Source organism: Mesorhizobium sp., from assembly GCF_041661565.1.
Taxonomy (GTDB): Bacteria; Pseudomonadota; Alphaproteobacteria; order Rhizobiales; family Rhizobiaceae; genus Mesorhizobium.
Map to the genome: position 1 here is coordinate 1 of NZ_JBAZUD010000056.1, position 24070 is coordinate 24070.

Annotated in this window: 23 protein-coding genes; 17 read left to right on the forward strand and 6 right to left on the reverse strand. The window is 64.6% G+C overall.

The features are described 5' to 3' along the window. The first annotated feature begins 46 nt into the window (after window positions 1–46). Window positions 47–970 (forward strand): peptidylprolyl isomerase, encoded by a 924-nt coding sequence (locus tag WC739_RS12190; protein WP_372953310.1) that lies wholly within the window; start codon window positions 47–49, stop codon window positions 968–970. Window positions 971–1045: 75 nt separating this feature from the next. Here WC739_RS12190 and WC739_RS12195 read toward each other — a convergent pair whose 3' ends face one another. Together WC739_RS12195 and WC739_RS12200 are read right to left on the reverse strand one after the other, a co-directional pair. Continuing rightward, complete coding sequence (locus WC739_RS12195; protein WP_372953287.1) at window positions 1046–1645, reverse strand: TetR/AcrR family transcriptional regulator; 600 nt, start codon at window positions 1643–1645, stop codon at window positions 1046–1048. A 135-nt stretch (window positions 1646–1780) separates the two neighbouring features. Beyond that, window positions 1781–2983, reverse strand: a complete 1203-nt coding sequence (locus WC739_RS12200) for a caspase domain-containing protein (protein ID WP_372953288.1) — start codon at window positions 2981–2983, stop codon at window positions 1781–1783. A 189-nt stretch (window positions 2984–3172) separates the two neighbouring features. Here WC739_RS12200 and argJ point away from each other — a divergent pair, with 189 nt between their 5' ends. The 5 genes from argJ (at window position 3173) to WC739_RS12225 (ending at window position 6484) form a co-directional block, all read left to right on the forward strand. Beyond that, the gene (gene argJ / locus WC739_RS12205; RefSeq protein WP_372953289.1) at window positions 3173–4414 is read left to right on the forward strand and encodes a bifunctional glutamate N-acetyltransferase/amino-acid acetyltransferase ArgJ; all 1242 of its coding nucleotides are present in this window, start codon (window positions 3173–3175) and stop codon (window positions 4412–4414) included. Window positions 4415–4443: 29 nt separating this feature from the next. After that, window positions 4444–5196: a GNAT family N-acetyltransferase gene (locus tag WC739_RS12210; RefSeq protein WP_372953311.1), complete on the forward strand. Its 753-nt coding sequence runs from the start codon at window positions 4444–4446 to the stop codon at window positions 5194–5196. 39 nt (window positions 5197–5235) lie between these two features. Then, a complete protein-coding gene (locus tag WC739_RS12215) occupies window positions 5236–5658 on the forward strand; it encodes a (deoxy)nucleoside triphosphate pyrophosphohydrolase (RefSeq protein ID WP_372953290.1) in 423 nt (140 codons plus the stop codon). 218 nt (window positions 5659–5876) lie between these two features. Next, window positions 5877–6194, forward strand: coding sequence for a hypothetical protein (locus WC739_RS12220; protein WP_372953291.1), 318 nt, complete (start codon window positions 5877–5879; stop codon window positions 6192–6194). A 110-nt stretch (window positions 6195–6304) separates the two neighbouring features. Continuing rightward, window positions 6305–6484, forward strand: a complete 180-nt coding sequence (locus WC739_RS12225; RefSeq protein WP_372953292.1) for a Flp family type IVb pilin — start codon at window positions 6305–6307, stop codon at window positions 6482–6484. Window positions 6485–6502: 18 nt separating this feature from the next. On the opposite strand, the gene WC739_RS12230 is transcribed toward WC739_RS12225, so the two are convergent. Further along, window positions 6503–7375 carry a class I SAM-dependent methyltransferase gene (locus WC739_RS12230; protein WP_372953293.1) on the reverse strand — a complete coding sequence of 291 codons (873 nt, stop codon included), beginning with the start codon at window positions 7373–7375 and terminating at the stop codon, window positions 6503–6505. A gap of 63 nt (window positions 7376–7438) precedes the next feature. Between WC739_RS12230 and WC739_RS12235 the strand changes: the two genes are divergently transcribed. From WC739_RS12235 to WC739_RS12250, 4 genes are read left to right on the forward strand one after another with little or no spacing between them, the layout of a single operon-like run. Beyond that, on the forward strand, window positions 7439–8239 hold the full coding sequence (locus WC739_RS12235; protein WP_372953294.1) for a ComF family protein: 801 nt from the start codon (window positions 7439–7441) through the stop codon (window positions 8237–8239). Between the two features lie 27 nt (window positions 8240–8266). Beyond that, window positions 8267–8536 (forward strand): glutaredoxin 3, encoded by a 270-nt coding sequence (gene grxC / locus WC739_RS12240; protein ID WP_372953295.1) that lies wholly within the window; start codon window positions 8267–8269, stop codon window positions 8534–8536. 10 nt (window positions 8537–8546) lie between these two features. After that, on the forward strand, window positions 8547–9413 hold the full coding sequence (locus WC739_RS12245; RefSeq protein ID WP_372953296.1) for a carbon-nitrogen hydrolase family protein: 867 nt from the start codon (window positions 8547–8549) through the stop codon (window positions 9411–9413). Further along, window positions 9410–9835 carry a DUF1178 family protein gene (locus tag WC739_RS12250; protein WP_372953297.1) on the forward strand — a complete coding sequence of 142 codons (426 nt, stop codon included), beginning with the start codon at window positions 9410–9412 and terminating at the stop codon, window positions 9833–9835. The genes WC739_RS12245 and WC739_RS12250 overlap by 4 nt, the downstream gene beginning before the upstream one ends. Window positions 9836–9839: 4 nt before the next feature. Here WC739_RS12250 and WC739_RS12255 read toward each other — a convergent pair whose 3' ends face one another. After that, window positions 9840–10325: a MarR family winged helix-turn-helix transcriptional regulator gene (locus tag WC739_RS12255; protein WP_372953312.1), complete on the reverse strand. Its 486-nt coding sequence runs from the start codon at window positions 10323–10325 to the stop codon at window positions 9840–9842. A 95-nt stretch (window positions 10326–10420) separates the two neighbouring features. Between WC739_RS12255 and WC739_RS12260 the strand changes: the two genes are divergently transcribed. Further along, window positions 10421–11311 (forward strand): DMT family transporter, encoded by an 891-nt coding sequence (locus WC739_RS12260; RefSeq protein ID WP_372953298.1) that lies wholly within the window; start codon window positions 10421–10423, stop codon window positions 11309–11311. Window positions 11312–11338: 27 nt separating this feature from the next. Here the strand turns inward: WC739_RS12260 and ubiG are convergent, their stop codons facing one another. After that, window positions 11339–12088: a bifunctional 2-polyprenyl-6-hydroxyphenol methylase/3-demethylubiquinol 3-O-methyltransferase UbiG gene (gene ubiG / locus WC739_RS12265; protein WP_372953299.1), complete on the reverse strand. Its 750-nt coding sequence runs from the start codon at window positions 12086–12088 to the stop codon at window positions 11339–11341. Between the two features lie 227 nt (window positions 12089–12315). Then, window positions 12316–14181: a CHASE3 domain-containing protein gene (locus WC739_RS12270; RefSeq protein ID WP_372953300.1), complete on the reverse strand. Its 1866-nt coding sequence runs from the start codon at window positions 14179–14181 to the stop codon at window positions 12316–12318. Between the two features lie 248 nt (window positions 14182–14429). On the opposite strand from WC739_RS12270, the gene WC739_RS12275 reads away from it, so the two are divergent. From WC739_RS12275 to clpB, 6 genes are all read left to right on the forward strand, one after another. After that, window positions 14430–15683, forward strand: coding sequence for an aspartate kinase (locus tag WC739_RS12275; RefSeq protein ID WP_372953301.1), 1254 nt, complete (start codon window positions 14430–14432; stop codon window positions 15681–15683). Between the two features lie 83 nt (window positions 15684–15766). Continuing rightward, entirely contained in the window at window positions 15767–18037 is a 2271-nt protein-coding gene (gene ptsP / locus WC739_RS12280; RefSeq protein WP_372953302.1) for a phosphoenolpyruvate--protein phosphotransferase, read from the forward strand. Between the two features lie 9 nt (window positions 18038–18046). Beyond that, on the forward strand, window positions 18047–19126 hold the full coding sequence (gene prfA, locus WC739_RS12285) for a peptide chain release factor 1 (RefSeq protein WP_372953303.1): 1080 nt from the start codon (window positions 18047–18049) through the stop codon (window positions 19124–19126). Further along, the gene (gene prmC / locus WC739_RS12290; RefSeq protein WP_372953304.1) at window positions 19119–19997 is read left to right on the forward strand and encodes a peptide chain release factor N(5)-glutamine methyltransferase; all 879 of its coding nucleotides are present in this window, start codon (window positions 19119–19121) and stop codon (window positions 19995–19997) included. Before prfA ends, prmC begins: the two co-directional genes overlap by 8 nt. A gap of 302 nt (window positions 19998–20299) precedes the next feature. Beyond that, entirely contained in the window at window positions 20300–21226 is a 927-nt protein-coding gene (locus WC739_RS12295; protein ID WP_372953305.1) for a DUF4167 domain-containing protein, read from the forward strand. A gap of 222 nt (window positions 21227–21448) precedes the next feature. After that, window positions 21449–24055, forward strand: a complete 2607-nt coding sequence (clpB, locus tag WC739_RS12300; RefSeq protein WP_372953306.1) for an ATP-dependent chaperone ClpB — start codon at window positions 21449–21451, stop codon at window positions 24053–24055. Window positions 24056–24070: the final 15 nt, after the last annotated feature.

Here is a 24070-nt window from a genome sequence, read left to right on the forward strand (position 1 = left end):
TCTGGAAGCCACCCCGCTCTCACAATCCCTCACCGGAGTCATCTTCATGTCCTCATCGTTCCGCCGCGCGTCGCTCGCCAGCCTTGGCCTGGCATTCGGCCTGTCGGCTCTTTGCCTGTCGCCGGTCCTGGCGCAGGAAAGCGCCCCTGCAGCCGCCCCCGCAGAGGCTGCCCCGCCGGCCGCGGCGAAAGTCGACCCGAACGCGGTCGTCGCCACGGTCAATGGCCAGCCCCTGACCGAGGCCGATTTGATGCTCGCCGAAGGCGAGCTGTCGCAGCAGTTCTCGCAACTGCCGCCCGAGCAGCGCCGCGCCGCCGCACTTTCGGCGGCGATCGAAATCCGCGTCATGGCCGCCCAGGCCGTGAGCACGGGTCTCGACAAGGATCCGGACTTCCAGCGCCGCATGGCCTTCCTGCAGCAACGCGCGCTGCATGGCGAGATGGTCGAGAAGGGCGTCGTCGACAAGGTCACCGACGCCGAGGTTCGCGCCCGCTACGACCAGGAAATCGCCAACACGCCGCCCACCAACGAGGTGCATGCCCGTCACATCCTCGTGAAGACGAAGGAAGAGGCCGAGGCCATCATCAAGCAGCTGGATGGCGGCGCCGACTTCCAGAAGCTCGCCAACGAGCACACCAGCGATCCCTCGGGCAAGACCAGTGGCGGCGATCTCGGCTGGTTCGGACCTGGCCAGATGGTGCCGGAATTCGACAAGGCGGCCTTCGCGCTCGATGTCGGCAAGTACACCGAGCAGCCGGTGCAGTCGCAGTTCGGCTGGCACGTCATCAAGCTCGAGGACAAGCGCACGAAGCAGCCGCCGGCCTTCGAGGACGTCAAGGATCAGGCCAAGCAGGCCGTCATCCGCGACAAGTATTTCGCGCTGGTGAAGTCGCTGCGCTCGGCCGCCAAGGTCGAAATTCCGGATGCGAATTTGAAGAAGGCGGTCGATACGCTGGAAAGCGCCAAGTAAGCCTCGACCAATCAGGTCAAGGGCGCGGCAGCCAGGGTTGCCGCGCCCTTTTTTGTCGGCCGACGCAGCCATTTGCTACTTGCCCGGCGCGCCGATGCCTCTGAGCACATAGCCGACCGCCTTGCGTATCGTCTGCTCGTCCTCGTCCAGCCGGTTGGTCAGCAGGTGTTTCCAGGCGTAGGAGGAGATCAGGTCGGCGACCAGCGCCGAATCGATACCGTCGGCAACCTCGCCCCTTTGCCTGGCACGTTCGACGATCAGGACGGTATGGGACGGCCTGCCCAGCGTGTAGTCGGCAAGTGCCGCGGACGCCGTCTCATCCGACTGCGCCTCGGCGATCAGCGACCGGAAGACGCTGCCCGACGATGTGTCGCGCCAGTGCCGGAACAGGTTGTTCAGGAAGCCGACGAGATCCTCTTCCAGCCGGCCGGTGTCGGGAATATCGACGCGCTTCTGGCGCTGGTAGACGTCGAGCAGCAACGCCGCCTTGCTCGGCCACCAGCGGTAAATGGTCGGTTTGCCGGCGCGCGCCCGCCGCGCCACCGCCTCGATGGAAAAGCCGGCGTAGCCCGCTTCGACCAGCACGGCCTCCGCGGCTTCGAGAATGGCGCCGGCGCTGTCGGGGTTGCGCCGCGCGCCGATCGATCTGCGCGCCGGGTCGGCGTCCTCGGCCATTCTGTCATCCTCGCAAACAATTCGTCGGCATCATAGGCGAGGCCGGACTGAAACGAAACGCCGCGTTTTACGATGGCGTGCGGAGGGCGAGCAACGGGTCCCCGATCATCGTGACGGCCGGCCGCCGGTCGATCTTCACTGGATCGCTTGCGAGGTTTCCGATTCGATGCGCCATCCATTCCCGGCCTTGACCAGGCCGAGCGTGACACGCGCCTTGCCGGTCAGCCGCGCCGCGGCCTTGTCCCTCGGCACATAGTCGTAGCGCATGGCGAAGACAGCATCGGCGCGATCCTCGCCATGAGGGGTGACCTCCAGGCTGCCGGGCACGAGCCCCAATGACCACGAAGTCCATTGCGCGAACCAGTCGGCCTTGGCCTTGACGATGGCATCAGTGTCGTAGCGCGTGCCGAAAATGGTGGCTGACGTGCCGTAGAGCCGCTTGACCGTCTCCGTCATCGCCTTGGTGTCGGGCGTCAGATAGTCTTGGCGCAGGAATTGCTCGATCGCTCCCTTGTCGTCGCCTACGGATCGTTCGAGCGCCGCCACCTGCGAGGCCGGCGCGGGCGCGGCCACCGCCTTGGGCGGCAGCGGTTCGCCGCCTGGCACGAATTCGAAGCGCTCGAGCAGCGAGCCCTGCTCCCATGGACGCTGGGCCTCGCGCGTCTGCGAGACCACGTCGCGACGCACCGCGATCATCATGTCGTTGATGCTCTGGCCGGGTTCGGCGATGTGCCGAAGCAGGGCGGCGGCGAAAGGCGAGTTGCGGCCGGTTCCGTCCATGGCGACGGCGCCAGGCGCGGTCGAGAAGGCGATGAAGGAGCCGCGTGTCGAATCGAATTGCGCCAGGCCGGCCAGGGCCGTTGCCGAGCGTGTGGTGGCCGCGCGGCTCAGGCTGCGGGCGAACGGGTTGTTGCGGCAGGCATCGAGAAACACAAGGCTGACCGTCGTCTGCTGCTCCATGATGTCGAGCACCTCGTCGATCGGCACGGCTTCGAGTTGCAGCTTCACCGGCATGTCCAGCCTGGCGTCGACCGGAACGATGTAGTTGCGCCCGTCGACCTGCAGGCCATGGCCGGCATAGTAGAACAGCCCGACGCCGGCACCTTCGAGCGCATCGGAGAACTCGCCGATGCCGCGTTCGAGTTCGCGCTTGCCGAGATCGTTGCCTTCGATGACCTCGAAGCCGATGGAGCGCAGCTTGTCGGCGATGTCGAGCGCATCGTTGACCGGGTTGGCCAGCGTGCCTGCTTCGGCATAGGTGCCGTTGCCGATGACCAACGCCACGCGCCGCTGCGGCCGGGCGTCCGCGCCCAGCAGCAACAATCCCAGAAACGTCAATGCGAGGATCCCAAGCCTGCCCATCGAGCGGGATCATAACGCGATCGCGCCCCGCCACGCCAACAGATTTGAAACGCAGGCTTAATCCCGGCCGGGGTCCGCCCCGCGAGGGCGACGAAACGCCCTTGCGCCCGCGCGGCGTATCGGGCAAACCGGCCTTCCCTTGCGATTTTTGCCGCCCGAGGTCCCATGTCCACGACGATTTCGCCGCTCGCGCCGAAGAAATACCCCAAGATGCCAGCCATCGAGGGAGTGCGCATCGCCACCGCCGAGGCGGGGATCAAGTACAAGAACCGCACCGACCTGCTGGCCATGGTCTTCGATGCGGGCACGACGGTGGCCGGCGTGTTCACCAAGTCGAAATGCCCGTCGGCGCCGGTCGATTTCTGCCGGCAGAATCTCGGCGCCGGCAAGGCACGCGTGCTGGTCGTCAATTCCGGCAACGCCAACGCCTTCACCGGCAGGAAGGGCCGCGAGGCCACCGGCCTGACGGGGGAAGCCGCGGCCAAGGCGGCCGGCTGCACGCCCGGCGAGGTCTTCCTGGCATCGACCGGCGTCATCGGCGAACCGCTCGACACCGGCAAGTTCGCCCATCTGCTGGCGGGGCTGGTCAATGACGGCAAGCCGGATCTGTGGACCGAGGCGGCGAAAGCCATCATGACCACGGACACCTATCCGAAAGTGGCAACCGCGACCGTCAGGCTGGGCGACACCGACGTCACCATCAACGGCATTGCCAAGGGCGCCGGCATGATCGCGCCGGACATGGCGACGATGCTTTCCTTCATCGCCACCGACGCGCCGATCGCGGCACCGGTGCTTCAGGATCTGTTGTCGCGCGGCACGGCCAAGACCTTCAACGCGGTGACCGTCGACAGCGACACCTCGACCAGCGACACATTGCTGATCTTCGCCACCGGCAAGGCAGCCGGGCGCGGCGCGCCGACGATTTCCGACCCCAAGGACGCGCGCCTGGGGGCGTTTCGCCGGGCGCTCGGCAAGGTGCTGAAATCGCTGGCGCTGCAGGTGGTTCGTGACGGCGAGGGCGCCCGCAAGCAGGTCGAGGTCACCGTCACCGGCGCCAGGTCCGCGCGGTCGGCCAAGCGCATCGCGCTGTCGATCGCCAATTCGCCGCTGGTCAAGACCGCGGTCGCCGGCGAGGACGCCAATTGGGGCCGCGTCGTCATGGCCGTCGGCAAGGCCGGCGAGCCCGCCGATCGCGACCGGCTGTCGATCTGGTTCGGCGACAACAGGCTGGCGCACGAGGGCGAGCGCGACCCCGGCTATTCCGAGCAGGCGACGTCGGCCTACATGAAGCGCGACGATATCCGCATCCGCGCCGACATCGGCATCGGTCGCGGCAAGGCGACGGTGTGGACCTGCGATCTCACCAAGGAATATGTCGCCATCAATGGCGACTACCGGAGCTGACGGCTTTGGCTTCCAGGCATCCGGCCAGCATGCTGGCGACCGTGCGCCGCTACGAGGCGGCCGGGTTCCGCGCCTGGCCGGCTGCGGCTGTCCACTATGACGGGACCTGGGTGGTGCGGCTGACCGCCGGCCATCCGGCCAAGCGGCTGAACTCGGTCAATCCGCTCGATCCGGGCGACATCCAGCACATCGCCGACCGCATCGGTCGCGCCAGCCGCCGTTTCGATGCCTATGGCCGGCCGCTCACGTTCCGCATGTCGCCGCTCTCAGGCCCCGATCTGGCCAGTCATCTCGACAAGGAGGGCTGGAGCCGGTTCGACGAATCGCTGGTCATGCGGCTGCCGCTGGCCGATGCCCACCTCGATGCCGCCATGGACCAGATTCCGCTCAAGGACATCAGCCGCTTCATCGGCGCGTCGCTCAAGGTCAGCGGCTCGGACGTGTCGCTGCGGCCCGGGCTGTCGGAGATCATCGGCGCCATCCAGCCAGAGGCCGGGCTGTTTGCGCTCGAAGATGGCGCCGAGCCGCTGGCGACGCTGATCTGCGTGCATGACGGCGACCTCGCCGGCCTGTTCGAGGTCGCCACCGACAAATCGGCGCGCAACAAGGGTCACGGCCGCAACCTGATCCTGTCGGCGTTGAAATGGGCGCGGTTGCGTGGCGCGCGGGAAGCCTGGCTGCAGGTCGAGGCCGACAATGTCCCGGCGCTGGCGCTTTACCGTTCGCTCGGCTTCGACGAAGTCTATCGCTATCACTACCGCCGGCCGCCAGGTCATGGGTGAAGTTGGCATGGGTGAAAGTTGGCATGGGTGAAAATCGGCATGAGTGACGTCACGATTGCCGGCAAACGCCTGCTGCTGGTCGCCGCCTGCGCGCTCGTCGATGCCGATGGCCGCGTGCTGCTGGCGCAGCGGCCCGAGGGCAAGCAACTTGCCGGCCTATGGGAATTTCCCGGCGGCAAGGTCGAGCCGGGCGAAACACCCGAACAATGCATCATTCGTGAGTTGCAGGAGGAAATCGGCATCGAAACCGACATTCCCTGCCTGGCGCCGCTTACCTTCGCCAGTCATTCCTACGATGATTTCCATCTGCTGATGCCCCTGTTCGTCTGCCGGCGCTTCCGGGGCATCGCGCGGCCAAGGGAAGGGCAGGCGCTGAAATGGGTGCGGCCAAAGCAGATGCGCGACTATCCGATGCCGCCCGCCGACGCGCCGTTGATTCCGTTCCTGATCGATCTTCTTTGACGGTCGGCGCGACAGAAGCGCCCCGCTGATGGTGGCCTGATCGGCCATCGTTAATGGAAGATTTATCTTACCGTGAAAAATTGAGGCAAGTCGCGGCACCGCGGACTCGCCAGGGCATTGCACCGCCAAGGCAACCGGCAGCCGATCTACCTGTTGTTTGGCGCGATTCCGACGGAAAGCCGGACACGCTTTCGTGGAATTGATCAGGAAACCATGGCATGAGCCTAGACAGCGATTGGGATTCCATCCGGCCTGACCGTGGTTTTCGCGCCGCGGACTCTGGCATCGGCTTGTTGCGGATGACGCTGCTGTTCGGCTCGGCCGCCGTGGCGCTGGCACTGGTTGCCGCGCCTTTGCTTGACAATGAGACGCGTTCGCTGTTGTCGGCCCGCGCCGATCCCGCGGGGCTGGACATGAAGGTCACCGGCTCGATCGATCATCGCGTCACCTATACGGTGCGGCGCAGCGTCCTGCAGTTACAACCCGGTTCGGTCTGCATCATAAGGTCCGATGGCACTAGCAGCGGCGACTGCTGAGATGGTTAAGTCTTTCACTTGCAATAGCTGTTTCATCGGCTGTTAAGCCTTTGCCGTTAACCTTTCTTAACTGATGGGCGGTAAGGTCTCCGGCGAGAGGGACCGAAGTCATGAATACAGTGCTGCTGCGCTTTCTTAAGGACGACAACGGAGCGACGGCCGTCGAATATGGCCTCATCCTCACCGTGCTGTCCCTTGCGATCGTCGGCGGCGTCAGTCAGGCCTTCAACGCCGTTGACTGGCTGTTGAGCGACGACAGCAACAAGCTCGCGAACGCGTTCGCACGCTGACGGCTCCCCCCTAAGGGATCATTTGCCTTCGGGCCCTTCCAGTATCTTCTTGAGCGAGACCGTCGCCGAGCCGGGCTTCAGCGGCTTCTGCTGCGATGCATCCGGTGCCCAGCCCGACATCCAGACAATCGAGAAACTTGCCCTCACCCGGCCGTCCGCGTCGGAAAATCGCTCGGCATAGATCTGCGCCGCGCGGGCAAGGAACCCGCGCACGGCGGGTCGCCGGCTGCGATCGACGAGCGCGCTGGTCTCGCCCATGGCGCGAAGATCCGCCACCAGGCCGAACATGCTGGCATAGCGCACCGTCACCGTCTCGACATCGGCGACCGGCAAGGCAAGGCCGGCCCGCTGCAGCAGCGCGCCGGCATCGCGCACGTCGGTGAACGGAGCGACACGCGGACTGGCGCCACCGTAGAACTCGGTCTCGGCGGCAAGCAGGCTCTCGCGCAATTCGGCGAGCGTGCCGGCGCCCGCGAAGGCGCCGAGGAAAAGCCCGTCAGGCCGCAGCGCGCGGCGGACCTGGATCAGCATCCCGGGAATGTCGTTCATTGCTTGCATCGACAGCAGGCAGACCGCCAGGTCGAGGCTTTCCGGCTCGAACGGAACGGTTTCCAACGGTGCCACAAGGCCGGCGCCGCCATTCAGGAAAGCAGCGTCCGCCTCGACGCGGACGATGTCCGCGACCTTGCCGCTCCCGGCGAGCACCTCGGCCGCGGCCGGCGTCTGGCAAAACAGCGTTGCCGCCTTGCCGAAGCGTCGCTCCACGGCACCCAGCCGGTCGGCAAGGTCTTCGGCGGCCCGGCGCATCAGGAAGTCGGCTCCGTCGGCCGGATGGGCGAGGGCGCGCCGCTTGCGCGCCAGCCAGAGAGAGCTATCCACTATGGGCTGCAAACGGTGTTCCTTGCTTGGCCAGGCGCCGATGTGGTTGATATGGTGGCGCGAGGAACCAACCACGTGGCCGATCCGGTGTCCAAGATCAAGCCCATCGAGATCCCGAGCCTGGCCCGATCGGCGCTGGGCTGGCCGGCCCGCATTCTGTTTCCTCCGGTTTGCGCCGGTTGCCGCCGGCTTGTCTCGCGGCCCGGCGTGCTCTGCGGCGCCTGCTGGCCGAAGCTGCGGCTGCTGGAACGGCCCTGGTGCCCGGTCATGGGCACGCCGTTCACTCATAATATGGGCGAAGGTTTTCTGTCCGCCGAGGCGATCGCCGACCCACCACCCTTCGAGCGCGCGCGGGCCGCCGTCGCCTATTCCGGGGTCGCCCGCCAGATGGTGCAGGGGCTGAAATACCAGGATCGCACGGATCTCGCGCCATGGATGGCGGGCTGGATGGCGCGCGCCGGCGCCGAGCTCATCGCCGAGGCGGATGTGGTGGTGCCGGTGCCGCTGCACTGGCGGCGGTTCTTCAGGCGGCGATTCAACCAGTCGGCGGAACTGGCAAGGGCGGTGTCGCTGCTCAGCGGCCTGCCCTTCGCGCCCTCGGCGGTGCGCCGCGTGAAACTCACGCGCCAGCAGGTCGGGCTGGAGCGCGCCGAACGCGAGGAGAATGTCCGGGCCGCCTTTCGGGTACCGGCCGAGGCGGAAATCGAGATTGCCGGCCGCCGGATCCTGCTGATCGACGATGTCTACACCACGGGCGCCACGGTGCGCGCCGCGACCAAAGCACTGAAAAGAGGTGGCGCCGGCGCCGTCGATGTGCTGACCTTCGCGCGTGTGTTGCCGGGGGACTTTCGGGCGGACGAGTCCGCGACTATATAAGTCGGCAACGAACAGCGGAAATTCGTCATGGTCGACGTTACCATCTATACAAGAATGATGTGCGGCTACTGCGTCGCGGCGAAGCGACTACTTGAACGCAAGGGCGTCGCCTATACCGAGCACGATGCCTCGTTCTCGCCTGAACTGCGCCAGGAGATGATCTCACGCGCACATGGCCGAACGACCTTTCCGCAGATTTTCATCGGCGACACGCATGTCGGCGGCTGCGATGATCTCCACGAGCTGGAGGCCGAAGGCAGGCTGGACAAGCTGCTTGCCAACGGCGCAGTGATTTGAGGATATGACCATGGGTGTTTTCAGGGCCGCCGCGATCCAGATGCGTTCAGGCGAAAGCCCCGAGCGCAATGCCGTCGATCTTGAACGGCTGGTGCGCGAGGCCGCGCTGCGGGGCGCCACCTATATCCAGACGCCCGAGATGACCGGAGCGCTGATCCGCGACAAGCAGGCACGCGCCGCTTCCTTCACCTCCGAGGAAAATGACATCATCGTCTCGACCGCGCGCACGCTGGCGAAGGAGCTCGGTGTGTTCCTGCATATCGGCTCGACCGCCATCCTGCGCGCCGACGGCAAGCTTGCCAACCGGGCGCTGCTGTTCGGGCCGGATGGCGGCACGCTCGCCACCTACGACAAGATCCATATGTTCGATGTCGATCTCGACAATGGCGAGAGCTGGCGTGAATCCGCAGCCTATGAACCCGGCACCGAAGCCGTTGTCGCCGACCTCGACGGCACGAAACTGGGGTTGGCGGTCTGCTACGATCTGCGGTTCCCGCAACTGTTCCGTGTCGAGGCGCTGGCCGGCGCGGAACTGTTGAGCGTTCCCGCTGCCTTCACCCGCCAGACCGGCGAGGCGCACTGGCATGTTCTCCTTAGGGCGCGCGCCATCGAGAACGGCGCCTATGTCGTGGCGGCGGCGCAGGGCGGCCTGCATGAGGACGGGCGAGAAACCTATGGCCATTCGCTGATCGTCGATCCGTGGGGACGCGTCATCGCCGAAGCAGCGCATGACGAGCCGGCGGTCATTGTCGCCGACATCGATCCGGAGCAGTCGCTTGCCGCGCGCAAGAAGATACCCAACCTCAGGAATGCCCGGGATTTCACCGTTAATTCCGGCGCGGACGCGGCGCTGCTGCTGCGAGGTGCGGCATCTTGATCCGCTTTTCCCTGATCTGTGAGAACGAGCACGAATTCGAAGGCTGGTTCCGCAGCAACGACGATTTCGACACGCAGAAGAAGCGTGGCTTCGTGGATTGCCCGAGCTGCGGTTCTCATAAGGTCGAGAAGGCCCTGATGGCGCCCGCCGTGTCGACGGCGCGCAAACAGGAAACAATCGCGCTCGCCATGGGCGAGGCGCAGAAGCAGGCTCTGGCGCAGATGAAGGCGATGGCCGAGAAGGTGCGCCAGAACGCCGACTATGTCGGCGACAGGTTCGCCGAAGAAGCGCGCAAGATCCACTTCGGCGAAAGCGATGCGCGCGGCATCTATGGCGAGGCGACGCTCGAAGAGGCGAGGAGCCTCGCCGATGACGGCATCGAATTCATGCCGATTCCGATGTTTCCGGACGATCGCAACTGACCGGTCAGGTCACGGTCCCGATCAATTTCTCCAGCAGACGAGAAAGCGTTTCCGTTTCCGCCTGTGTAAGGCCGGACAGGATCCGATGTTCGTTGGCGACATGGGCGGTAACGGCCTCGTCGATCAAGGCGAGACCCTTTTCGGTCAGCCGCACGACAATGCCGCGCCGGTCGTTGGGGTGCGGGCCGCGCAGGATCAATCCAGACGTCTCGAGCCGGTCCAGCCGGTTGGTCATGGCGCCCGACGTCACCATCGTCGCTTCGTAGAGGGCGGTCGGCGTCAGCGCATAGGGTGATCCGGAGCGACGCAGCGTCGCCAGCACATCGAATTCCCCGGACTGCAATCCATAACGGGCAAAGAGCGGGGCGAGGTGCTCGCGGGCGACCAGGGATGCGGCTTCGTTCAGCCGTCCAAACACGGCCATCGGCGAGACATCCAGATCGGGCCGCTCCCGTTGCCATTGTTCGATCGCTCTTGCGGCCCTGTCCAACTGCCTCACCATCGGATATCTTGACGTTAAGAATCTTTACATTACTATAACGAAGGATGCATTGCGGGCCAAGAGCCGCACGACAGGGTTCTATCATGAAATTTCTCTGGGATTCGGTGCTCGGCCTGCTGGTCGTCACCGGCGGCCTGCTCGGCCTGACGCTGCCGTTTGGCAAGCTTGCCACGGCTGCCGGCGTTTCGCCCATGGTCTGGGCTTTCGTCATCTCGCTCGGCGCCGGCGGCGTGCTGCTCTGCTCGTTGCTGCTGCGCGCCCAGCGCATCCGGCTCACCGCGCACAAATTGCGCTATTTCTTCGTCACCGCGGCAGTGTCTTATGCCGTCCCCAACATCCTGATGTTCTCGGCCATACCGCATCTTGGCGCCGGCTACACCGGCATCATGTTCACGCTCTCGCCGGTGATCACGTTGGTGTTCTCGATCCTGCTGCGTGTCCGGCGCCCCAACATGCTGGGCGTCGTCGGTATCGCTGTCGGCTTCGTCGGTGCCGTCATGGTGGCGGTGACACGCGGCGAGGCCGGTCAGCCGGCCGAGCTGTTCTGGGTGGTGATGGGCCTGCTCATCCCCGTCAGCCTTGCCGCCGGCAACATCTACCGAACGGTCGACTGGCCGGAAGGTACCGGCCCGATCGAGCTTGCCGTCGGCAGCCATCTGGCATCGGCGTCGCTGCTGCTCGCGGGCATTCTCGCCTTGCTGGGCGTGGGGGCCTTCGCCCCCCTGGGCGGGGTGCCGCTGGTCGTCGTGGCGCAGGTCGCCTCGGCGTCGGCGATGTTCGCCTTCTTCTTTCGACTGCAGGCGGTGGGCGGCCCGGTCTATCTCAGCCAGATCGGCTATGTGGCGGCAGCCGTAGGCTTATTTGCCGGCACCATCTTCCTCGGCGAACACTATCGGTGGCTGACCTGGGCGGGCGCCGTCATCGTCACCGCCGGCGTGTTCATCACCACCAGGGCGCAAAGTCAGAAGGCATAGGACATCCGATGCCTGAATAAGTGCAGCTCAGACCGATCCTTTTTCCGCCAGAACCATGTAGTTGACGTCCATGTCCTTCGAGCGCGACCAGCGGTCGGCAAGCGGGTTGTAGGTGACGCCGGTCCGGTCGATGATGGTCAGGCCGGCATCGCGAAGCGCCTTTTCCAGCTCTTCCGGGCGCACCAGCTTGCCGAACTGATGGGTGCCGCGCGGCAGCCAGCGAAGCACATATTCGGCCCCGATGATGGCGAGGCCCAGCGCCTTCAGCGTGCGGTTGATGGTGGCCACGAACATGATGCCGCCAGGGCGGACCATCTGCCCGCATTTGGCGACGAACAGGTCGATGTCGGCGACATGCTCGACCACTTCCATGTTGAGGATGACGTCGAATGTCTCGCCGGCATCAGCCAGATCCTCGGCGGTCGTGGCGCGATAATCGACGCTCACATTGCCCTCGGCCGCATGCAGTTTGGCCACTTCGATGTTCGTTTTGGAGGCATCGGCCCCCACCACCTCGGCGCCGAGCCGTGCCATCGGTTCGCACAGAAGGCCGCCGCCGCAGCCTATGTCGAGGATGCGCAGACCCTCGAACGGCCTTGCGGCGCGTGGATCGCGTCCGAAACGCGCCGCCACCTGGTCGCGGATATAGGAGAGCCGGACAGGATTGAACTTGTGCAGGGGGCGAAACTTGCCGTTCGGATTCCACCATTCAGCGGCAAGGGCGGAAAAGCGTTCCACTTCTCCGGCATCGATCGTCGATCGTCGGGGCTCCGGCATCGGTTGGTCTCCTAGAGCTCTTTGGTTGACGCAGAGCGCTAGAGCGGTTCACCGTTTCACGGAAACGGCAAACCGCTCTAACTCTTTGTCTTGGTGCAATTCCGGACGGAAAACCGGTTCCCACTTTTCCTGGAATTGCTCTAGGAAGTCGGGCGCGAGGCATCGAATGTCAAGGCAACAATTTTCAATGCTGCCGGCGATCGGGTCGACGGGCTGCTGTCGGCTTCCTACTTCGTGTCCAGAACGTCGCGCAGTTTCGCGGCCAGCTGCTCGATGGTGAAGGGCTTGGCCAGGAAGTGCACGTCATGGTCGAGCACGCCATTGTGGACGACGGCGTTCCTGGTGAAGCCGGTGGTGAAGATAACCTTCAGATGGGGCATGCGCAGGAGCGCTTCCTCCGCCAGCTTGCGGCCGTTCATCACCGGCATCACGATGTCGGTGAAGAGCAGGGCAACGCCCGGGTTTTCCGCCAGCCTCTGCAACGCTTCCTGGCCGCCGGCGGCATGGATGACGGTGTAGCCGAGTTCGCGCAAGGCATCCGTGGTGGAGGCGCGCACGCGGGGATCGTCCTCGACGACGAGGATGGTTTCCGTGACCGGCGCCGCTGGGTTGTCGCCCCGTCCCAAAGGCGCGGCCGCGTCCTCCGAGCCGAAGAACCGCGGCAGGTAGATCTTGATCGTCGTGCCTTCGCCGGGCTCGGAATAGATCTTGACGTGGCCGCCCGACTGCTTGACGAAGCCGAACACCTGGCTCAGCCCAAGGCCGGTTCCCTTGTTGACCGGCTTGGTGGTGAAGAATGGCTCGAAGGCCCTGGCCATGACTTCAGCCGACATGCCCATCCCGGTGTCGCTGACCGCGATCATCACATACTGGCCCGCCGTCACCTCGGCGTGGGTGGCGGCATAGTTGTCATCGAGGTGGCTGTTGGCCGTCTCGATGGTCAGCTTGCCCTCGTCGCCCATGGCGTCGCGCGCGTTGACAGCCAGGTTCAGAATGGCATTTTCGATCTGGCTCGGGTCGACATGGGTCTTCCACAAGCCTCCCGCGAGCACGGTTTCGATGCGGATGGCTTCGCCTAGGGCCCGCCGAAGCAGGTCCGACATTCCCGTCACCAGACGGTTGGTGTCGACGATCTGTGGCGCCAGCGGCTGCTGTCGCGAGAAGGCAAGCAGCCGGGCCGTCAGGTTCGCTGCCCGGGTCGCCGCGTCCGTCGCCGCTTCGATGAATTTCTCGATGTCATGCTCACCGCGCGCCAGCTTGCGCTGGGTGAGGTTCATGGCGCTGATGATCACAGCCAGCATGTTGTTGAAGTCGTGCGCGATGCCGCCCGTCAATTGGCCGACCGCTTCCATCTTCTGCATCTGTCGGATCTGGGATTCAGCCTGTTCGCGCGTTGCGATCTCGTTGGTCAGCGCGACATTCTTCCGGTTCAGCTGGTCTTGGGCGAGAATGACATCTCGGAAGCGACGGCGCGACTCGCGCACGGTGTAGACGCAGAGCAGGAAGATCGCCAGCAGCGCCAGGAACGATCCAATGCGCAACCAGTATTCGATCCGGTCAGTACGGGCATAGCGAGCCTGAAGTTCGGCGCCGCCATCTCGCCGGATCGTTTCCAGGCGTTCGCGGATCTGGTCCATAGCGGCCTTCCCCTTGCCGCCGCGCACCAGTTCAAGTGCCTTTGCCACGTCGCCGGCATCATAAAGCTGGAGTGTCCGCGCCAACTCGTCGAGTTTCAGCTTCAAGGCATCCTTCAGGCCGGTAACCTGAAGGAGGCGATCGTCGTCGCCGGCCGTCATCTCGTCGATCCTGGCCAACTGGCCCGTCAGGGAAACCAGAGCCTTCCGGTATGGCTCCAGGTAGGTCTTTTCCCCGGTAAGCAGATAACCTCTCTGGCTGCTTTCGGCATCTTGCGCCAGCGAAAGCAGTCCCGACAACAGTTGTTGATACTCTATCGCGTTACGAGCGGCGATCCGGTTGGCGCTCTGGCCCTCGACCAGCAGGCTCCGGGCGCCGACGATCAACGCCAGCACCGCGAAGCCGGCGACAAGCGGAAGCGATTGCCATCGCGTGGCGCGTCGGAGACGAGCGATCATCTGTTATGCCGAACCAAAAGGATTTCCCCGCGGGCAGCATTTCGTAAGCGGCGACGGCGCGGAAAGCAATATGTCTCCCCGTGTCCGTGATCGCAGGTGGCAATTGGCCGGCAGCCTTGCGAAACCTTCGTCATTTGGCTAAGGAGGCCGCGCATTCAGCGGCCGGCGTCAGCCGGGCGTTTGTTCCGCTTTTCGGGATCTCCGCTTTCTGGCGGCGTCCGGCATCCAGTCAAAGGCATTTCGCTTCCATGGCGCGCATCGTGATGAAATTCGGCGGAACCTCCGTCGCCGACATCGCCCGCATCCGCAATGTGGCGCGTCACGTCAAACGCGAGGTCGATGCCGGCCATGAGGTGGCCGTGGTGGTCTCGGCGATGGCCGGCAAGACCAACGAACTGGTTGCCTGGACGCGGGAGGCCTCGCCGATGCACGATGCGCGCGAGTACGACGCGGTGGTGGCGTCGGGCGAACAGGTCACCGCCGGCTTGCTGGCGATCACCTTGCAGAACATGGGCGTGCATGCCCGCTCCTGGCAGGGCTGGCAGATTCCGATCAAGACCGACAATGCGCATGGCGCGGCGCGCATCCTCGACATCGACGGCGCTTTCCTGATCAAGCGCTTCGGCGAGGGCCAGGTGGCGGTGATCGCCGGTTTCCAGGGCATAGGCCCCGACAATCGGATCGCCACGCTCGGCCGTGGCGGCTCCGACACCAGTGCTGTGGCGATCGCCGCGGCGGTCAAGGCCGACCGTTGCGACATCTACACCGATGTCGACGGGGTCTACACGACCGATCCGCGCATCGAGCCCAAGGCGCGGCGGCTGGCCAAGATCTCCTTCGAGGAAATGCTGGAAATGGCCTCACTTGGCGCCAAGGTGCTGCAGGTGCGGTCGGTCGAGCTTGCCATGGTGCACAGGGTGCGTACCTTCGTGCGGTCGTCGTTCGACGATCCCGACGCGCCCGGCATGGGGGATTTGCTCAATCCGCCCGGAACGCTCATTTGCGACGAGGAAGAGATCGTGGAACAGCAGGTCGTCACCGGAATTGCCTATGCCAAGGACGAAGCGCAGATTTCGCTGCGCCGTGTCGGCGACCGCCCTGGCGTCGCCGCCGGCATCTTCGGGCCGTTGGCTGAAGCCAACATCAACGTCGACATGATCGTGCAGAACATTTCCGAGGACGGCAAGTTCACCGACATGACCTTCACGGTGCCATCGGGCGACGTGGACAAGGCGCTTGCCGTGCTCGAGCGCTTGAAAGCCGAGATCGGCTACGATGTGGTGCAGTCGGAAGCGGGAATGTCGAAGGTCTCCGTCATCGGCATCGGCATGAGGAGCCATGCCGGCGTCGCCGCCACCGCTTTCAAGGCGCTGGCCGACAAGGCGATCAACATCCGCGCCATCACGACCTCGGAGATCAAGATTTCGATACTGATCGACGGTCCATACACCGAACTCGCGGTTCGTACTTTGCATTCCGTCTACGGTCTGGATAAGCAGTAGCGAGAACGATTTGAGTTGTTGCGTGTGCGCCGGTCGCGGTGGAAACTGCGGCGGGCAAAATACCCATTGGAGAAGAAGCCGCGATGCGTGACCAGGCCAGTGGCCCGCGCGTTTTGCTGAAACGGCTCCGCGAGCTCATGCAGGAGCCGTTGGAGCCGCAGGAGCGGCTCGACCGGATTGTGCGCGATATCGCCTCCAACATGGTCGCGGAAGTGTGCTCGCTCTATGTGCTGCGCGCCGATTCGGTGCTCGAACTCTACGCCACCGAGGGTCTGAACCCGAACGCCGTCCACCTGGCGCAGCTCAGGCTGGGGCAAGGCCTTGTCGGCACGATCGCGGCCAGCGCGCGGCCGCTCAACCTGTCCAACGCGCAGGAACACCCGGCCTTCGCCTACCTGCCGGAAACCGGGGAGGAGATCTACAATTCCTTCCTCGGCGTGCCGGTGTTGCGGGCAGGGCGCACGTTGGGCGTGCTCGTCGTGCAGAACAAGACCATGCGCCATTACCGCGACGACGAAGTCGAGGCGCTGGAAACGACGGCCATGGTCATCGCCGAGATGATCGCCACCGGCGACCTGGCACGGCTGACCCGGCCGGGGCTCGAGCTTGACCTGCGGCGCCCGGTCAGCTTCACCGGCCTGTCTTTCAATGAGGGCGTCGGGCTTGGCCACGTCGTGCTGCACGAGCCGCGAATCGTCGTCACCAATCTGTTCAACGAGGACAGCGAGGAAGAGGTCAGAAGGCTGGAGACTTCGCTCGGCTCGCTCCGGCTGTCCATCGACGACATGCTGGAACGCCGCGACGTCGCCTTCGAGGGCGAGCATCGCCAGGTGCTGGAAGCCTATCGCATGTTCGCCAACGACCGCGGCTGGGTGCGCCGCCTGGAAGAGGCGATCCGCAACGGCCTTACGGCGGAAGCCGCCGTTGAAAAGGTGCAGAGCGACATGCGCGCGCGCATGCTGCACATGACAGATCCCTATCTGCGCGAGCGGATGAGCGATTTCGACGACCTCGCCAACCGGCTGCTGCGCCAGCTGATGGGGCGCGGCCCGGACGATGTCGCCGCATCGCTGCCGAAGGATGCCATCATCGTCGCCCGTTCGATGGGCGCCGCCGAACTGCTCGACTATCCCAGGGAGAAGCTGCGCGGCCTGGTTCTCGAGGATGGCGCGGCCACCAGCCACGTCGTCATCGTCGCCCGGGCCATGGGCATTCCCGTCGCCGGCCAGATGAAGGGCGCCGTTTCCATGGCGGAAAACGGCGACGCCATCATCGTCGATGGCGAGGAAGGCACCATCCATCTGCGGCCGCAATCCGATCTCGAAGCAGCCTATGCCGAGAAGGTCCGGTTCCGGGCCCGCCGCCAGGAAGTCTATCGCGAACTGCGCAAGAAGCCGTCGATGACCAGGGACGGCGTCCAGGTCGACCTTCTGATGAATGCCGGGCTTGCCGTCGACCTGCCGCAGCTGTCAGAGGCGGGTGCCGCCGGCATCGGCCTGTTCCGCACCGAGTTGCAGTTCATGGTCGCCTCGACATTTCCCCGCGCCGAGGCGCAGGAGCGCCTCTACCGCGATGTGCTCGAGGCGGCGCGCGGCAAGCCGGTCACGTTCCGGACCATCGATATCGGCGGCGACAAGGTGTTGCCCTATTTCAAGGGCGCCATCCAGGAAGAGAACCCGGCGCTGGGCTGGCGGGCGATCCGTCTCACCCTCGATCGGCCGGGGTTGCTGCGCACCCAGATCCGCGCCCTGCTCAAGGCCAGCGGCGGGCGCGAGCTCAAGCTGATGCTGCCGATGGTGACCGAGCTTGGCGAAATCGCCCAGGCGCGCGAGATCATCGACCGCGAAGTGCGTCACCTGTCGCGTTTCGCCCATCATCTGCCGACCAGCCTCAAGCTGGGCGCCATGCTGGAAGTGCCGTCGCTCCTGTTCCAGCTCGATGAGTTGATGAAGGCCGTCGACTTCGTCTCGGTCGGCTCGAACGACCTGTTCCAGTTCGTCATGGCGGTCGATCGCGGCAATACGCAATTGGCCAACCGCTTCGACACGCTGTCGACGCCGTTCCTGCGCGTGCTCAAGCAGATCGCCGACGCGGGCGTCCGCAACCACACGCCGGTCACGCTGTGCGGGGAACTCGCCGGCAAGCCGATCTCCGCCATGGCGCTGATCGGTCTCGGCTTCCGCTCGATCTCGATGTCGCCGGCCTCGATCGGCCCCGTCAAGGCGATGCTGACGGAACTGCCGCTCGACGAGTTGGAGGCCTTCTTCGACGATAATCTGATGGCGCCGTCGCAGGGGCTGCCGATGCGGGCGCTGCTGCAAGCCTTCGCCGACGACCGCTCGATCCCGTTGTAGCACCCCATCATGGTCAACCTGCCCCGCGATCGTATGGACCAAGTCGTCAAGCGTTTCGAAATGCTCGAGGCGCAGATGTCGGCCGGCCCGGCGCCGGACGCCTATGTGCGGATGGCGTCCGAATATGCGGAAATCCAGGACATGGTCGCCAAGGTCAGGGCGCTGCGCTCAGCCGAGCGCGAGCAGGCCGACCTGGAGGCGATGCTTGCCGACAAGGGCACCGACGCCGAGATGCGCGACCTTGCCGAGACCGATCTGCGCGAGGTCGAGAACCGCATCGAGCAGTTGCAGAAGGATATCCAGATCCTGCTGTTGCCAAGGGATGCCGCCGACGACAAGAACGCCATTCTCGAAATTCGCGCCGGCACCGGCGGCGACGAGGCAGCGCTTTTCGCCGGCGACCTGTTTCGCATGTATGAGCGCTACGCGGCCGAACACGGCTGGCGTTTCGAGACGGTGTCGGCCAGCGACGGGGATGCCGGGGGCTTCAAGGAAATCATCGCCACCATTTCCGGCAAGGGCGTCTTTGCCCATCTGAAATTCGAATCCGGCGTGCATCGCGTGCAGCGCGTGCCGGCGACCGAGGCCAGCGGGCGCATCCACACCTCGGCCGCCACCGTCGCCGTCCTGCCGGAAGCCGAGGAGGTCGACATCGATATCAGGCCAGAGGACATCCGCATCGACACGATGCGCGCCTCTGGATCTGGTGGCCAGCATGTCAACACCACCGATTCGGCGGTGCGCATCACCCATCTGCCGACCGGCATCATGGTGGTGCAAGCGGAAAAGTCGCAGCACCAGAACCGGGCGAAGGCCATGCAGATCCTGCGGGCCCGTCTCTATGACCTTGAGCGCGGCAAGGCCGACGAGGAACGCTCGGAATCGCGCAAGGCGCAGGTGGGTTCCGGTGACCGTTCGGAGCGGATCCGCACCTATAATTTCCCGCAAGGCCGCGTCACCGACCATCGCATCAACCTGACGCTCTACAAGCTCGACAGGGTGATGATGGGCGAACTCGACGAAGTGATCGACGCCCTGATCGCCGATCATCAGTCGAAACTGCTCGCCGACATAGGCCTCGATGGCTGAACGGCCGCCCGAGACATTGGGGGCTCTGCTGCGGGAAGCGCGGGTCCGGCTTGCCGCAGCAGCGGTCGATGACCCGGCGCTCGATGCAAGGCTGATCGTCGAACATTTTTCCGGCACGACCCGTACACAGGCGATCGCCGATCCGGAGCACAAGGTCGACGCGACCGCCGTCACGGCTATCGACGCCGCGTTGAGGAGGCGGGCCGGCGGCGAACCGGTGCATCGCATCCTGGGTTATCGTGAATTCTATGGCCTGCGTCTGGCGCTGTCGCCGGAAACACTGGAGCCGCGGCCGGATACCGAAACGCTGGTCGATGCGGTCCTGCCGTTCGTGCGGGAAGTCGCGGCGCGGGAGGGCGGATGCCGCATCCTCGACCTCGGCACCGGGACGGGCGCCATCGCACTGGCGCTGCTCAGTGCCGTGCCTGCGGCCACCGCAGTTGGCGTCGACATATCGATGGATGCGTTGGGAACGGCGCGGCGCAACGCCGACCAATTGGGCTTCACCGAGCGGTTCGCCACGCTGCGCTCGGACTGGTTCGAAAAAGTTTCGGGCCGGTACCATGTAATCGCCGCGAACCCACCCTATATACCAACTCAAGACATTCGAAATCTGCAGGACGAAGTTCGCGATTTCGACCCGAAGCGGGCGCTTGATGGTGGCGCGGATGGTCTTGGCCCCTACAGGATAATCGCCGCCGAGGCGGCAAGTTTTCTGGAAGCTGAAAGCAGGATAGCGGTCGAGATCGGCCATACGCAGCGCAACGAGGTTGGCGACATATTCCATGCCGCCGGCTATGAGTTCGCAGGGGCGTTTCGCGATTTGGGCGGAAATGACAGGGTTCTTGTCCTGCAACGGGGAAAGCCTTGAAGCGGTGCGAAAAAAGCGCTTGGCAATGCCGGGGAATGCAGCTAGGGTCGCCGCAACCGGATGAGACGAAGCAGGCAGTGCTCTTAGCGATTCGGTTTCCTTGGAAATAGCTGCCTTCTTGCGCAAACGACGCCCAAGCTTCGTGCGGGAATCGTCCGGCAAGTGATGCAACCGGAACAGGATGGCACGTGGCGCCAACGCAATTGATGCGGGCGAACGCCGGTGAAGAAACCAAACGGCTGGCCGCATGAGCGCCTCCGTTCGTGACGAGTTTTCAAAAATTTCAAAATGAAGAGAGTCTAATGAGGCCACAACAGCAGAACAGGCGCATGCGCGGTCGCAACAACAATGGCGGCGGCGGTGGCAACAACAACAATAACAACAATAACAACCGGAAGGGGCCGAATCCCCTGACGCGCAACTACGAGAGCAACGGCCCGGACGTGAAGATCCGTGGATCGGCTCAGCAGATCGCCGAAAAATACGCCACTCTGGCCCGTGACGCGCATAGCTCCGGCGACCGGGTAATGGCGGAGAACTATCTCCAGCACGCCGAACACTACAATCGCATCATCGCAGCCGCGCAAGCGCAGATGCCGATCCAGAACGCGCAGCAGAATCGCGATGATTTCGACGATGACGGCGACGACGATCGCGACGACTTCGACAATGGCAATAGCGGCAACGCCAACTCCGAGACACTGGCGCCCGTCAGCCATGGCGCCGGTCCGCAGCCGGTGATCGAAGGTGTTCCGGCTGAGGTGGCGCTGAACAGGGAAGGCGGTCGCGACAACAATAGCGGGCGCAACAATGCTGGCCGTGACAATAATGGCCGCGACAACAATGGGGGGCGTCATCGCGATCGCCGCCCCAACGGTGGCTATGGCCAGAATGGCCAGCGCGACCATGCATCGTCCGCCGAACAAGGCGTCCAGCAGCAGCGTAACGACGCTCCGAGCCAGGCCGAGGCGGCTTCGCCGACCGAATCCGCAGCGGCCGCCGAGCCGGCCCCGCTGTTCGAGAACCTTTCGCCCGCCGGACTCGCCGCGCAGGCCGAGCTCAATGAGGCGGTTGCAGAAAACGGTGCTGTGCGTCGTCCCAAGCGTCCACGCCGTCCTCGCATCAATGCCGGCCAGGTCGACGTCGCTGGCGACAGTGCCAATGCGGGCGAGGTGGCGGCGGCCCCTGTCGACGGCGGCAACGCCGAACCTGCCGACATCGACAACTGATCGGACGGTACGTCAAGACATTGAACGGCGGGGAGAAATCCCCGCCGTTTTCGTTTGGGCGGCGATGGGATATTATGCGTTGACCCACATCAAGGCGTCTTGAGACGGCACGGTCCATGCACCATATCTCGGCTGAACAGGATCCGGCCCGATTGGGCGGGTCCGTCACCGCAATCGGATCCGGTGCCGCCAAGCGGGCCGGTGATGGAAGGAGACAGTAAGATGAACCTTGAGAAATACTCAGAGCGCGTGCGCGGCTTTATCCAGTCCGCGCAGACCATGGCGCTGTCGCGCAACCACCAGCAGTTTACTCCCGAACATATCCTCAAAGTGCTCGTCGATGACGAGGAGGGGCTTGCCGCGTCGCTGATCGAGCGCGCCGGCGGCGCCGTCCGAGACGTCAAGCTCGGCGTCGAGACGGCGCTTGAGGCGATGCCCAAGGTGGAGGGCGGAAACGGCCAGCTCTACCTGACGCAGCCTCTGGCCAAGGTGTTCTCGACCGCCGAGGAACTGGCCAAGAAGGCCGGGGACAGCTTCGTCACCGTCGAGCGGCTTCTGCAGGCGCTAGCCATGGAAAAATCGGCGAAGGCGGCCGACATCCTGGCCAAGGCCGGCGTCACCGCGCAGGCGCTCAACCAGGTCATCAACGATGTCCGCAAGGGCCGCACGGCCGATTCGGCGAGCGCGGAACAGGGTTATGACGCGCTGAAGAAATACGCGCGCGACCTGACCGCCGACGCGCGTGCCGGCAAGCTCGATCCGGTCATCGGCCGTGACGACGAGATCCGCCGCACGATCCAGGTCCTGTCGCGCCGCACCAAGAACAATCCGGTCCTCATAGGCGAGCCGGGCGTCGGCAAGACGGCAATCGCCGAAGGCCTGGCGCTGCGCATCGTCAATGGGGACGTGCCGGAATCGCTGAAGGACAAGCAGTTGATGGCGCTCGACATGGGCGCTTTGATTGCCGGCGCCAAATATCGCGGCGAGTTCGAGGAGCGGCTGAAGGCCGTGCTCTCGGAGGTGACTTCGGCCAATGGCAACATCATCCTGTTCATCGACGAGATGCACACGCTGGTCGGCGCCGGCAAGGCCGATGGCGCGATGGATGCATCGAACCTCTTGAAGCCGGCTCTGGCGCGCGGCGAACTGCACTGCGTCGGCGCGACGACGCTGGATGAATACAGGAAGCATGTCGAGAAGGATCCCGCCCTCGCCCGCCGCTTCCAGCCCGTCTTTGTCGACGAGCCGACGGTGGAGGACACGGTCTCGATCCTGCGCGGCCTGAAGGAGAAGTACGAGCAGCACCACAAGGTGCGAATCTCCGATTCGGCGCTTGTGGCGGCGGCGACGCTTTCCAATCGCTACATCGCCGATCGTTTCCTGCCGGACAAGGCGATCGACCTGGTGGACGAAGCCGCGTCGCGGCTGCGCATGCAGGTCGATTCGAAGCCAGAGGCCCTGGACGAGATCGACCGCCGAATCATGCAGCTCAAGATCGAGCGTGAGGCGTTGAAGGTCGAGACGGACCATGCCTCGAAGGATCGGCTCGTTCGCCTGGAAAAAGAACTTTCGGGCCTCGAGGAAGACTCAACCGAGATCACCGCCAAATGGCAGGCCGAGAAGCAGAAGCTCGGGCTCGCCGCGGACCTGAAGAAGCAGCTCGACGAGGCTCGCAACGACTTGGCCATTGCCCAGCGCAAGGGCGAATTCCAGCGCGCCGGCGAGCTTGCCTATGGCAGGATTCCGGAACTTGAGAAGAAGCTGACGGATGCGGAGGCCCAGGATGGCAAGGTCGGCATGGTCGAAGAGGTCGTCACTCCCGACCATGTTGCCCATATCGTCTCGCGCTGGACCGGCATCCCGGTCGACAAGATGCTGCAGGGCGAGCGCGACAAGCTGCTGCGGATGGAAGACGAGATCGGCAAGCGGGTCGTGGGCCAGGGCGAAGCGGTGCAAGCCGTTTCCAAGGCGGTGCGGCGCGCGCGCGCGGGCCTGCAGGATCCGAACCGGCCGATCGGCTCGTTCATCTTCCTGGGGCCGACGGGTGTCGGCAAGACCGAACTGACCAAGGCGCTTGCCAGCTTCCTGTTCGACGACGACAGCGCCATGGTGCGTATCGACATGTCGGAGTTCATGGAGAAGCACTCGGTCTCGAGGCTGATCGGTGCCCCTCCCGGCTATGTCGGCTATGAGGAAGGCGGCGCGCTGACCGAAGCCGTGCGGCGGCGGCCTTACCAGGTCGTGCTGTTCGACGAAATCGAGAAGGCGCATCCGGACGTGTTCAACGTGCTGCTGCAGGTGCTCGATGACGGCCGTCTGACCGACGGCCAGGGCCGCACCGTCGATTTCCGCAACACGCTGATCATCATGACGTCGAACCTCGGCGCCGAGTATCTCGTCAACCTCGGCGAGGACCAGGATGTCGACCAGGTCCGCGACGAAGTGATGAATGTCGTCAAGGCGTCGTTCCGGCCGGAGTTCCTCAACCGCGTCGACGAAGTGATCCTGTTTCACCGGCTGCGCCGTCAGGATATGGGCCGCATCGTCGAGATCCAGCTCAAGCGGCTGGAAAGTCTGCTGGTCGACCGCAAGATCACGCTGTCCCTGGACAAGGAGGCGGTCGAGTGGCTGGCGGCGAAGGGATACGACCCAGCCTACGGCGCACGGCCGCTCAAGCGGGTGATGCAGAAGGAACTGCAGGACCCGCTGGCGGAGAAGATCCTGCTTGGTGACATCCTCGACGGCTCGAGCGTCAAGGTGACCGCCGGCTCCGACCGTTTGAACTTCCGCTCGAAGCCGACGATTGTCGCCACCGAAGCGGCGGCCTGACCCAACGCCGCGCGT